The organism is [Clostridium] symbiosum ATCC 14940 (genome assembly GCF_000466485.1).
Taxonomy (GTDB): Bacteria; Bacillota; Clostridia; order Lachnospirales; family Lachnospiraceae; genus Otoolea; species Otoolea symbiosa.
In genome coordinates, this window is the sequence record NZ_KE992981.1 from 1 (window position 1) to 12,458 (window position 12,458).

The 12,458-nt window shown below is 48.5% G+C and carries 11 protein-coding genes; 2 read left to right on the forward strand and 9 right to left on the reverse strand.

What is annotated here, in order from left to right:
* Positions 1–362: 362 nt before the first annotated feature.
* Positions 363–2,324 (forward strand): threonine--tRNA ligase, encoded by a 1,962-nt coding sequence (thrS, locus tag CLOSYM_RS16505; RefSeq protein ID WP_021642995.1) that lies wholly within the window; start codon positions 363–365, stop codon positions 2,322–2,324.
* Positions 2,325–2,418: 94 nt separating this feature from the next.
* On the opposite strand, the gene nrdG is transcribed toward thrS, so the two are convergent.
* The 7 genes from nrdG to CLOSYM_RS16545 all read right to left on the reverse strand — a co-directional run bounded on the left by nrdG (position 2,419) and on the right by CLOSYM_RS16545 (position 10,038).
* A complete protein-coding gene (gene nrdG, locus CLOSYM_RS16510) occupies positions 2,419–2,973 on the reverse strand; it encodes an anaerobic ribonucleoside-triphosphate reductase activating protein (RefSeq protein ID WP_003507502.1) in 555 nt (184 codons plus the stop codon).
* Between the two features lie 9 nt (positions 2,974–2,982).
* Positions 2,983–5,160, reverse strand: coding sequence for an anaerobic ribonucleoside-triphosphate reductase (gene nrdD, locus CLOSYM_RS16515; protein WP_021642996.1), 2,178 nt, complete (start codon positions 5,158–5,160; stop codon positions 2,983–2,985).
* A gap of 376 nt (positions 5,161–5,536) precedes the next feature.
* On the reverse strand, positions 5,537–6,370 hold the full coding sequence (locus tag CLOSYM_RS16525; protein WP_044902669.1) for a DegV family protein: 834 nt from the start codon (positions 6,368–6,370) through the stop codon (positions 5,537–5,539).
* Positions 6,371–6,547: 177 nt separating this feature from the next.
* Positions 6,548–7,420: a GerMN domain-containing protein gene (locus CLOSYM_RS16530; RefSeq protein WP_021642999.1), complete on the reverse strand. Its 873-nt coding sequence runs from the start codon at positions 7,418–7,420 to the stop codon at positions 6,548–6,550.
* Positions 7,421–7,547: 127 nt separating this feature from the next.
* The gene (locus tag CLOSYM_RS16535; protein WP_021643000.1) at positions 7,548–8,117 is read right to left on the reverse strand and encodes a hypothetical protein; all 570 of its coding nucleotides are present in this window, start codon (positions 8,115–8,117) and stop codon (positions 7,548–7,550) included.
* Between the two features lie 276 nt (positions 8,118–8,393).
* Positions 8,394–9,428, reverse strand: a complete 1,035-nt coding sequence (locus tag CLOSYM_RS16540; RefSeq protein ID WP_021643001.1) for an N-acetylmuramoyl-L-alanine amidase family protein — start codon at positions 9,426–9,428, stop codon at positions 8,394–8,396.
* Positions 9,429–9,498: 70 nt separating this feature from the next.
* The gene (locus CLOSYM_RS16545; protein WP_021643002.1) at positions 9,499–10,038 is read right to left on the reverse strand and encodes a hypothetical protein; all 540 of its coding nucleotides are present in this window, start codon (positions 10,036–10,038) and stop codon (positions 9,499–9,501) included.
* Between the two features lie 186 nt (positions 10,039–10,224).
* Between CLOSYM_RS16545 and CLOSYM_RS16550 the strand changes: the two genes are divergently transcribed.
* Positions 10,225–10,731: a flavin reductase gene (locus tag CLOSYM_RS16550; RefSeq protein ID WP_003507509.1), complete on the forward strand. Its 507-nt coding sequence runs from the start codon at positions 10,225–10,227 to the stop codon at positions 10,729–10,731.
* A gap of 102 nt (positions 10,732–10,833) precedes the next feature.
* Here the strand turns inward: CLOSYM_RS16550 and CLOSYM_RS16555 are convergent, their stop codons facing one another.
* Both CLOSYM_RS16555 and CLOSYM_RS16560 read right to left on the reverse strand, forming a co-directional pair.
* Positions 10,834–11,625 carry a class I SAM-dependent methyltransferase gene (locus tag CLOSYM_RS16555; protein ID WP_003507510.1) on the reverse strand — a complete coding sequence of 264 codons (792 nt, stop codon included), beginning with the start codon at positions 11,623–11,625 and terminating at the stop codon, positions 10,834–10,836.
* Positions 11,626–11,658: 33 nt separating this feature from the next.
* The gene (locus CLOSYM_RS16560; RefSeq protein WP_003505088.1) at positions 11,659–12,252 is read right to left on the reverse strand and encodes a TetR/AcrR family transcriptional regulator; all 594 of its coding nucleotides are present in this window, start codon (positions 12,250–12,252) and stop codon (positions 11,659–11,661) included.
* Positions 12,253–12,458 lie beyond the last annotated feature (206 nt).

Sequence of the window (12,458 nt, forward strand, 5' to 3'; positions counted from 1 at the left end):
GGACGCGTCCTCCAAACCTCAGTTAAATCTCCATGATGTTGGGGTCAGCTAAATATCTTTGACAATTTCCGCTTCCGTGTTATAATTGAAAAGGAAAACTGAAAACTATCTGCTATGTCGGTTATACGGTGGATTTATCAAAGTGAACGGCATAGCATAATACAAAAGGGTGGAACCGCGAGCCGACATGCCCGCCCCTTGCAGCGATTTTACTGCAGGAGGCGTTTTTTTATTTAACAGGGAAGTCCGGCTGTTAAATAAAAACCGCTCCGCGGGATTCCATCGTGTTTCAGCAGGTTTATATATGAAATAAATGATATATCAATTGCTTAGACGGCAAAATACAAAGAAGGAGACAAATCATGATTATTACTTTGAAGGATGGTTCCCAGAGAGAATACACAGAACCAAAATCCATAATCGATATCGCTTTTGGTATCAGTGAAGGCCTCGCACGGGCGGCCTGTGCAGGAGAACTGGACGGCCGTACCGTTGACTTAAGAACTGTTGTGGAAAAAGACAGCTCTTTGAATATTCTGACGGCAAGGGATCCGGAGGGCCTCTCCGCCATGCGTCACACCTGTTCCCATGTTCTGGCAGAAGCAGTGAAACGTATGCGCCCGCAGGCTAAGCTGACCATCGGTCCGTCGATTGAAAACGGTTTTTACTATGACTTCGATACGGAGCCGTTTACAAGAGAGGATCTGGACAACCTGGAAAAAGAGATGAAAAAAATCATCAAAGAAGGCCAGAAGCTTGAAAAATTCACCCTCACCAGGGAGGCCGCCATCCGCCTCATGGAGGAAAGGGATGAACCGTATAAAGTGGAATTGATTCAGGAACTTCCTGAGAATGAAGAAATTTCATTCTACAGGCAGGGCGGCGATTTCACCGATCTCTGCGCGGGCCCGCATCTGATGAGTACAAAACCGATTAAGGCATTCAAGCTTATCTCCTCCTCGATGGCTTACTGGAGAGGTGATTCGAGCAAGGCGCAGCTTCAGAGAATTTATGGAACTGCTTTTGCATCCAAAGAGGAGCTGAACGCTTATCTGGAGCATCTGGAAGATATTAAAAAACGCGACCATAATAAGCTGGGCCGTGAAATGCGCTTATTTACAACCGTTGACGTGATCGGTCAGGGCCTGCCCCTTCTGATGCCTAACGGTGTGAAAATCGTCCAGCGTCTTCAGCGCTGGGTTGAGGATCTGGAGGATAATGAGTGGGGGTATATCCGTACCAAGACACCTCTCATGGCCAAATCAGATTTATATAAGATTTCCGGACATTGGGATCACTATAAAGACGGAATGTTTGTCCTCGGTGATGAAGAAACCGACAAAGAGGTTTTTGCGCTCCGGCCGATGACCTGTCCCTTCCAGTATTATGTTTATAAAAATGACCAGCACTCCTACCGGGAACTCCCCCTGCGCTACAGCGAAACTTCCACCCTGTTCCGCAACGAGGATTCCGGAGAGATGCACGGCCTGACCCGCGTCCGCCAGTTTACCATCTCCGAGGGCCATCTGATTATCCGTCCCGACCAGGTGGAAGAGGAACTGGCAGGCTGCCTGGATCTGGCCGTTCACTGCCTGACCACGCTGGGCCTTCAGGACGATGTAACCTACCGTTTATCCAAATGGGATCCGGATAACCGCGAAAAGTATCTGGGCGATGAGGAATATTGGGAAAAAACCCAGGGCAAAATCCGTGACCTGCTGGTTGAGAAGAATGTTCCGTTTACAGAAGCCGACGGGGAAGCCGCTTTCTACGGACCGAAAATTGATATCCAGGCAAAAAATGTGTACGGCAAAGAAGATACCATGATTACCATTCAGCTGGACTGCGCTATCGCGGAGAATTTTGACATGTATTTTATTGACCAGAACGGTGATAAGGTACGTCCTTATGTTATCCACAGAACCTCCATGGGCTGCTATGAGAGGACGCTGGCATGGCTTATCGAAAAGTATGCAGGCAAATTCCCGACCTGGCTCTGTCCGGAACAGGTCAGAGTCCTTCCTATCTCCGATAAATATGAGTCCTATGCCGGAGAAGTGGCAAAAGAATTAAAGAAAAACGGCGTTTTCTGTTCCGTTGATAACCGTTCGGAAAAGATTGGTTATAAGATCCGCGAGACGAGGCTTGATAAGATTCCTTATATGCTGGTAGTCGGACAGCAGGAGGAGGCCGACAAGGCTGTTTCCGTCAGAAGCCGCTTTGCCGGAGATGAGGGCGTCAAACCTCTGGGTGAGTTTATTGAACAGATTTGCAGGGAAATTCGGACAAAAGAAATCCGCGTGGAGGTCGAGGGAGAAAAGTGATAAGCTGAACGCTCCGCACACGGCTCACCGCCTTTTATAAATAAAAAAGCTGGTATTACCGCACTGTTTTAAGCCGGTAATACCAGTTTTTTATTTATTTATTTATCTCATGTCCGGCAAACAGGGGATCATCCTGCCAGAGAACGGTCCGTCCTGCCTTTTGGGACGCCGGAAGGTCTATCAGCCTCTGGTTCTTCGAGCCTCGGAACCGGAGGGAGATATCGTATTCCTCTTCCACAAATCTGCCGTCCACCAGGATATCCAGCAGACTGAGCATCTCTTTTGTCACTTCACAGAAGGCTCTTTGGCCCTCCGACAAATCTGTTTCCAGCGTATAACCGGTATAGCACCATATATCCTTATCGGGATAAAGTGTTTTGACCTCCTTCAGGAAAGGGAGAAGCTCTCTCTGGTTCTCCGGTTCCATCGGTTCTCCGCCTAGAAGGCTCAGGCCTGCAATATACGAAGGTTTCAGGCTGTCCAGTATCTTTTGCCGTATCTCCCCGGTAAAAGGTTCACCATAGCCGAAATCCCATGCCTCGCTGTTAAAACAGCCCGGACAGCGGTGCCTGCAGCCTGACACAAACAGACTGGTCCTCACGCCGGTGCCGTTGGCGATATCACAGTATTTAATATTGGCATAATTCATGATTGCCTCCTATAAATGCAGCACCCTGTCACGGATTTCCTCGGTGCGGCCCTGATTCCAGTACTGTGTCCCGATATAGCCGCAGGTACGCCTTGCCACATTCATCTTGTTCTGATCGCGGTTCTTACAGTTCGGGCATTCCCAGACAAGCTTTCCGTCCTCTTCGACAATCCTGATTTCGCCGTCATAACCGCATTCCTGACAGTAATCGGACTTGGTATTCAGTTCGGCATACATAATATTGTCATAGATAAACTGCAGCACGCTGATTACGGCTTCCAGATTATCCTGCATATCGGGAACTTCCACATAACTGATGGCTCCGCCCGGCGAAAGTTTTTGGAACTGGCTCTCAAACTGCAGTTTTGTAAATGCATCAATCTCCTCCGACACATGGACATGGTAGCTGTTTGTAATATAGCCTTTATCCGTGATCCCCTCTATCATGCCGAAACGTTTCTGAAGGCATTTGGAAAATTTGTAGGTCGTTGATTCAAGCGGTGTCCCATACAGACTGAAATCGATGTTATGCTCTGCTTTCCATTTTGCGCAGGCATCATTCATATGCTGCATCACCTGCATTGCAAACGGCGTAACAGCCGGATCGGTATGGGATTTTCCGGTCATATATTTGCAGCACTCGTAAAGTCCTGCGTAGCCAAGGCTGATGGTGGAATATCCGCCGTAGAGAAGCTTGTCAATCACCTCTCCCTTTTCAAGTCTTGCCAGGGCGCCATGCTGCCAGAGAATCGGAGCCGCGTCGGACAAGGTTCCTTTCAGACGGTTGTGCCTGCATAACAGGGCCTCATGGCAGAGTTCCAGGCGCTCATCAAACAGTTTCCAGAATTTATCGAAATCGCCTTCGCTAGACAGGGCCAGATCCACCAGGTTGATTGTCACGACTCCCTGATTAAATCTGCCGTAATATTTCGCTTTTCCCGTCTCCGGATCCACATACGGGGTCAGGAAGCTTCGGCAGCCCATGCAGGTATAGCAATGGCCTTCACCGTTCTTATCCACTTTGCTCTCCATCATGATCTTCTCGCTGATGTAATCAGGCACCATTCTCTTAGCCGTACATTTGGCCGCAAGCTTCGTCAGGTAGAAATACGGCGTACCTTCTGTCAGGTTATCCTCCTCCAGCACGTAAATCAGCTTTGGGAATGCCGGTGTCACCCAGACTCCCTCCTCATTCTTCACCCCCTGGTAGCGCTGAAGCAGTGTCTCCTCGATAATCATCGCCAGATCCTCTTTCTCCTGCCTGTTCCGCGCTTCATTGAGGTACATAAACACAGTTACAAAAGGAGCCTGTCCGTTGGTTGTCATCAGTGTCACAACCTGATACTGGATAGTCTGAACGCCGCGGCTGATCTCTTCTTTCAGACGCTTATTCACCATTTCCGTAATCTGTTCCTGTGTTGCGCTGATTCCGAGGCCCCTCATCTCCTCCTCAACACTCTGGCGGATTTTCCGCCGGCTCACATCCACAAAGGGAGCCAGATGGGTCAGGCTGATGCTCTGTCCTCCGTACTGGCTGCTGGCAACCTGGGCGATAATCTGAGTGGCGATGTTACAGGCAGTTGAAAAGCTGTGGGGCTTGTCGATTCCCGTTCCGCTGATCACTGTTCCGTTCTGCAGCATATCCTCCAGGTTGACGAGATCGCAGTTATGCATGTGCTGGGCAAAATAATCTGAATCGTGGAAATGGATAATTCCCGCTTCATGTGCCTCCACAACCTCCTGCGGCAAAAGAAGACGCGTCGTCAGGTCCTTGCTTACCTCTCCGGCCATATAATCGCGCTGTACGCTGTTTACAGTCGGATTCTTGTTGGAATTCTCCTGCTTCACATCCTCGTTATTACACTCGATCAGGCTTAAAATCTTATCGTCGGTTGTATTGCTGGAGCGCTTCAGCGTTCTGATATAACGGTATGTAATGTACTTTCTGGCTACTTCAAACGCCTGCTGCTCCATAATCTGATTCTCCACCAAATCCTGGATTTCCTCTACATTCATCGCATGCGGCCTAGTGCTGCACACCTCTTCCACCTGTGCGGCTATCGCATTGATCTGGGCTTTGCTCAGCTTCTGATTAGCCTGGACAACTTCATTCGCCCTGCTTACTGCCATCATAATCTTTGATATGTCAAAGACTGCTTCCGAACCGTTTCGTTTGATAATCTTCATACCCCAAACTTCCTCCTGTGACTCTTACTATATATTGTGGTTCATTTCAATCGGGCGCCTGGCCCGGTACTGTTAATTGATGCCTTATTAGTATAAGACAGGACACGGAGGCTGTCAACTGCAAAATACCATATATTAGCTCATTTTTTATTTAACAATACAATATATAGTGTTTTATCTCTGATTTCTTCCATGTCCCCCCAATATATCCACAGGCTGGAAAGCCCCTCCATTCAAGGAAAAAAAGGCTTTTGGCACATACGGCGCACTGTTTTTCTCTCCTGCGCTTTTATGATTATTTTCCATAAATTCCCATCCATATTCCCGTTCCCGGACAAAAACACAGCCGCCCAAAACGAGCGGCGGCTGCTTCTTTTTATCTGTTTATGTATTGGATTGCAAGGCATCGCGGGCCTCCCTGGGTTACAAATGCCGGGCCCAGTTCCAGAATCAGAATCTCAAGCTCCGGAAAAATCTCCGCCATGCGTCTTTTGACAGCCGCCGCATCCTCCGGGGCGCCTGCATGGGACAGAAACATCAAGTGATTTTTCCCGAGTTCTTTCTTCTTAAGATGGCCGATAATACTGTCCACCGCTGCCGTCATCGTCCGTTTAACACCGAACTTATCCAGCTTCCTGCCGTCCTCCGTCAGCTTTACCACCGGCTTTAACTTGAGCAGTGAGCCAATGGCCGCGGCAACCGGAGTCAGCCTTCCTCCTCTTTTTAAGAAAGAAAAATCCTGAGGAATCAGAAACGATTCGGTATTGCGGGCCGCTTTCTCAAGCCACTTCAGTATCTCATGCTTCTCCCTGCCCTCTCCGGCCATTCTGTGGGCCTGATCCACCATATAACGGTGCGGACCGCACAAGGTCCTGCTGTTAAATACAGTGATATCCTCCTTATTCTTAGCCATTGCCCTGGCGCTGCATGCGCTCTCATATGTTCCCGACAGGCCGTCGGCCATAGAGATGTTGATAATCGGCTCCCCCCGGTATTTCTCATAAGTATCCAGCACCTCGCCAATAGGCGGCTGTGAAGAGGTGGGTATCTGCCCCTCATCGATCCGCTTATAAAACTGCGGCATATCCATCTGCAAATCCCGCCCGTGGCAGTCCCCGATACTGACGCTGAGCGGCACAGAGTCAATCCCCGTATCTCTCCCCTCCTCCACCGTATACAGTGATGAGGAGTCCGTTATAATCCTGACCATGAAAAGTCCCCCTGACCGTATGGCTGATATCCTCATAAATCCAACCATACATAGTTATCGTTACTATGTATTAAAGTTTATAGTATGATATCTTTGCAGTCAAGTCTTTTCGCCTTTTTTCCACATTTTTCTACATTTTTCGCGCCTGCGACCGTATCGGTATCACCGTATTATCTCTTAGTATCCAGGCTCAAAAACCGCATTGTCTTCCAGACCGATATCAGAAGATTCCTCCCGGTCAAACACCAGATTTTCCCCTTCTAGTTCAAACACGTAGACCGCGTCCGCCCCCTGCCGCTTCATCGTGATTTTGTCATCCGCCCTCTCATATGTCCCTGTTGGAACGGAGCTCATAAGGATGGAGTACTGGAAGATAAAGCTGCCGTCCTCATCCAGAAGAACGTATGGTGCAACCGCCTCCTCCGATTTGACAAATATATACTTTCCCTCCAGCGACCCCGGATTCGGCCTGTAAAAGTGAAGGTATTCGCTGTAGATATTATGTCCGCTCTCCGCAGGCTGTCCGTCGACGGTAATTTTTATTGCATATGCATCGAATGCTTTGAGAAATGTATTGACAACGCCTCCCATATAGAAATACTCTCCCGATGTGCCCATTCGGTTCAGTTTTCCAAGGAACTCCTGGTTGAAATCCAGGTCAATATAAGTCATTCCCTCTTTTTGAGTCAGCTCCATGGAATTCACCTTCACGCCTTTTTCAAGGACACCGGCTTCTATCAGCTTCCCGGCCAGGTTCTCCGACGTAATTTCCGCAAGGCGGACTTCCTCCGTCAGCATCCTCTCCACCGTATCATTCCCGCGGTAAATGGTCACCGGGTTTCCAGCCTGCTCCTGCGTCTCCTGATCCGTCTCCTCTGCAGCGGCTTCATCCTTTATTTCTGCGCTCTCTTCCGCTTCCGCAGCCGCGGCGCTGCTCTCCAAACTGGGCTCCTGTCCGCTTTCTCCTCCTGCACACGCTGCCAGAGTCAGGGACAATGAAGCGATGGCAACGGCGGTGAGAAACCGTTTTCCTGTGTTTCCTTTTCTCATAAAAATCCTCCTGTGATACGCAGATAAACAATTACTTACAGCCTCATTGTACCACAGGAGTGATTTGAATTTATTGGGGATTCTATTACGCATTCTTACAATATTATAAATATATCAGCTCTTCCCCTTATCTCTGCCGGTTCGTCGGGGAACCGATTAAAAAGCCGACGCATCCGGAAACGAAGTCACGGAACTGGGCAACGGTGGCTGTCGCAGAAGGCGAAGCTTCAATCCCCTCTCCCCAGCCGCCCACGTTTCTCAGCAGAATCAGGGTAAACAGGCAAAACAGGCCTACCGCCGCCGCAATCAGAATCTGAAGACGGCCTGATTCAACAGGATGTTCTTCCTTATTCTCTTCCCCTTCCTCCGCAGCAAGCTCCTTTTCCGTGAAAACGCCTTCCACACTCTGCTCCCTCAGTCCTCCGTCTCCCATCCGTGCCGTTTCCTGCTGTCCTGAGCCGGATGCACCGTTCCGGATAAAATTGGCACTTAAAAAATATCCGAAAATTGCTGCGGAGGATGTTCTTATAATTACATCGATTTCATTTGCCTGCGCCGTGTTACCCGGAAATCCCAGCAGGGTACAGGCGGACTGAATCAGCAGGATTGTCATAAACAGAATCAGGCATTTATCAACCAGATGTATTCCGGCAAGCTCCGGCCGTATCCAGTTACACTTAAAAATTCGCTGCTTCACGCTTCTTTACTCCTTTAGCTTATTGGCGGATTATCAGCCGAAAAACCGGACTGTGACATTCTCTTCTGCCGTGAGTTATCCGGTAATTTCAAGTATGTCCGCCTCTTATATGATATGTCTGCCAGCTGTGTTTGCTTCCGGCCGCTCTAACCTGACCGGCCGCTAATACGAAAAACCGGATTGCAGATTCTGCAGTCCGGTTTTTAATCTTTTACCTGTCTTTTTAGTATTTTTCCGGTTCCGCTTCAGATCCGGTTTCTATTTTGCAATAAGTCTCTACCCCTGAGCCGCCAGCACGCCGTCCTCCCCAACATACTTGCCGTCCGGCGTCACCGAGTTCGTCAGCATTTCTCCGTTCTCATTCAGGAAGTACCACTGCTCCTTCCAGGAGACCCATCCCGTCTTTCTGTAGCCGTTTTCATCGAAGAAATACCATTTTCCGTCAATCTGCTGCCAGTTGTTTTTCACATAGCTCCCATCGGAATTACAGTACCACCAGCCGACGGCATCATTTTTCCAGGTTCCGGCAGCCGGCCCGCTGCCGCTTTGTTTGTAAGCTGCTGCAGTCTGGATTTCTGCGGCTTTTTCTGCGGTAACTTCAAATATATCAGATTCCTGCCACTCGCCTTTTCTGGAAGAATTATACAGTCCACGCACTTCGAACCGGTAGGAACCGGCGCTGTCTATATACTTTGAAAAATCGTAATGTGTCTCTTTTACCGGGCGGATTGTCGTAACAAACTTTTCATTGCGGTAAAGGCGCAGCTCATAATAAGCGGCATCCTCACTGTCCCCCCACTCTCCGACTGCGCTGAATTCATTCCACTCCGCATCCTCCGTGTCCAGATCGTAGTCATTGTCGTCTGCCTTAAGCGCATCCAGGGTGATGGTGACAATCAGTTCCTCATCACTCTTTCGTCTCACGGAAGTTACATCGCCGCCGGAACCCGTCAGCTTTATTTTTTTCTTGGCAAATCCTGATTTAAAATAATAATCACGTTCCGCCTCCAGACTCACCTGAACCTTCGGCTTATCTTTATGCTTCCATTCCCCATTCGGCTCATTGGTGACATCCACGTTGGACACATAGCATTCGTCGGAATCCGTCGTCACCGAAACGTCGGAGCCCGTATCTCTCACCTCAATCGCCGACTCCACATCAAGCGACACTTCCTCAACCGGAGTCCGGTCCTCCTCTGCCAGCGCCGGAAACGGGCCTGATATCGCCATGCCGGCCGCCGCCAGAGCCAGGACCCAGGTCCTGATTGATTTTATGTCGGTTCCTTTACTATTTCTTATTGTATTCCTCATATCTATTCCTCCTGAAATCCTGAAGTTCCTTTCGTTTCCAGCTGTTATCCGTAATTTCCGGCAGACTGCATCAGGCGGCCGGTTCCTCTGCCGCCGCGCTGCTCTCCACAGGATACGGCTCCGTCAGACAGTAATCTGAAACCTTCCATTCCTCCCCCTCTTTCTTAAGGGTAAGAAGCAGATAGTACATAAATTCCGAATCTTTCTCCTTCACCTCGCACTTCAATTCCAGCACCCCTTGTATCTCCTCCGGCAAAACCTTGGATGCAATGAAATACGAATCCATTTTGCCATAATCCATCACAGTATTGACATCGGTACGAGCAGCAGCTTCCCTGCTCAGATGTTTCTTCATCCCCTTCAGACTGCCAGAAGCCCAGTCATCGACAAAGTCAAAGGCTGCATCCATAACCTCCATCTCCACATTGCGTTTGTACTCCGGGGATGACGGACCGGCCGGAATCTCACTGACACGTACCGCAGTCCCGGAACCGGATGGAATATCATGCACCTTTTCCTTTCCATATCCTTGTATACGCCATAAAACAAACAATATGAGAAAAATAGCAAGCGCAAATACGGTGCATTTTTCTTTCTTCCCCATCCTCATTACCCTTTCTCCGCAAAAACCTGCCGCAATTCAATTATATGGTAATTTTACCACATTTTCAGACTTCTGTCTCCCTTATTCCTCTTTCAATAGATATGAATTAATTCTCTTGATTTATCCCGGCATTTGTGCTAAAAACGATATAGCACCATTCATCATTCACGAATAAAAAGGAGAGGATACACCATGAGTTTTAAGGAAATAAAAGCCGAAGATTTACAGTTCAATCCCTTTACCAGAATCGGTTCCGACTGGATGTTAATAACAGCCGGTGACGAGAAAAAATTCAATACCATGACGGCCAGCTGGGGCGGCGCCGGCGTATTCTGGGGGAAGAATGTCGTGACCTGCTACATCCGTCCCCAGCGCTACACAAAGGAATTTGTCGATGCCAATGATACCTTCACCCTTTCCTTCTACGGCCCGGAATGTAAAAATGCCCTCAATCTCTGCGGCACTGTCTCCGGCAGGGACCGCGACAAAATATCAGAGGCAGGCCTTACTCCGTATTTTACGGAGGGAACCGCCGCATTTGAGGAAGCAAATCTTATCTTTGTCTGCAGGAAAATTTATCAGGACGATATGCCCTACGAGAATTTTATCGCCAAAGAAAATGACGCAAAATACTATCCGAATAAAGATTATCACACGATGTATATCGCAGAGATTGTAAAAATCCTTGTGGCAGAATGACAGCCTGTATTGAATACACTGACTGACGGCCGCCCCGTTTCGGCTTGCCAAGGCAGGTAATCCGAAACGGAGCGGCCCCAATGGTTAAAGATACTGCACCCGTTACTTTCTGAATATATCGACCGCATGGCTAGTACTGCCCGCTAAATCCCCGCGTTCGCACGTTGCGAAGTGGTATCTCAAGTACAGTTCAAATGTATCTTGATCCATGGCCTCAACCGCTTCCCGTATCAATGGGGCGCAGCCGTCTGCCGCAACGTAGTGAAGCCGGGTCACGGGAAATACCGACATCAATTCATCGATATCTTCTTTGCGGACGAGTTCAAACAAATCCTTTGGCTCAGACCTGGCAGCAAATGTCCGGGAATCAAGAAGGCCCATCCTGATGTATTCAGCTACGTTTATATTGCCCCGTTTAAACCCTTCATCGAGCAGACAGCCGTCGGATATGACATAGGCGGCAAAAATCACTCCCCCCTCCTTTGTCACCCGGATTGCCTCGCGCAGAGCCTGTTGTTTATCCTCCTTGCAATAGAGGTGGTACAGAGGGCCAAGCAGGAGCGTTATATCATATTGATTGTCCAAAAAAGCGCTGAGATCCATCGCATTTCCCTGAGTAATGGTGACATTTTCATCTGCCTGCATATTCTGTCGGAAAATCTCTATGTTATGCGCTACCAGCTCCACGGCGTCTACGGTATATCCACGGCGGGCCAGCGCATGGGAATAGCGCCCGGTTCCGGCCCCCACTTCCAGCACGCGGCAGCCCGGCCTGAGATATTTTTCAATGTAGCGCATCGTAGTGAGGAACTCAACCGAACCATGCCGTAACGCCAGCCGGCCGTCCTCATCATAATGATTGTAGAAATCAGTGATATACCTGTTTTCTCTCATATCGCGTCCTCCTGTCTTAGCGGCCGCCGCACATCACGTGTCAACCGGCAGATTCCACTCCGGTTTTACCTGTCTTACAAAAGCCGTCAGTATATTACCCACCATTTTTTCAGCGCTGTCTCTCTCAAACCTTAATTTTTTCGTTGCGGCCAGCACTGCTATCCCGTGCGTATAAAGAAATAAATCTAAAAATATGACTTTGGCGTATTCCGGTTCGATGCCTATGATTTCCGAAAAAATCTCCGCCCTTTTTTCGTTTCCGCTATCTTTATAAAAATCTTTTGCCTCACTCATTTCCAGGTCCATATCGTTGATAAACAGTAGTTTAAATAATTGTGTTTCTTCCTGGGCAAATTCAATGTAGGAAAGAGGGAGGAGCAGACAGGGATTTACCTCTTCAAATATCCGGTAATCCTCCACATATTTCTCATAGTATTCATAGGCAAATGTAAGAAATTGTTGTTTTAATTCATCCATATTTTCATAACAGGTGAATAGCGGCCGGGTAGAACAATGAAGCTTTCCTGCGATGCTCCGCGCATTTACAGTTTCAAAGCCTGTCTCTCTCGTGATATCCATGACGGTATTCAATATCATTTCTCTCGTTATTTTCGCTTTAGGCGGCATATTTTTCACTTCCCCTATTTAAACGATAACCTGCACGCTCCGCGCACAAATCACCGCCTTCAACGATAACCTGCACGCTCTGTGCACAGGTCACCGTTATCAATCATATTATATAACATATGTTATGCAACAATTGTTACACATTAGTCCTGTTTTGTCAAGAAGGAATTTCAGGTTCTATACTGAATGTTGGGGTGTGCTGAAAA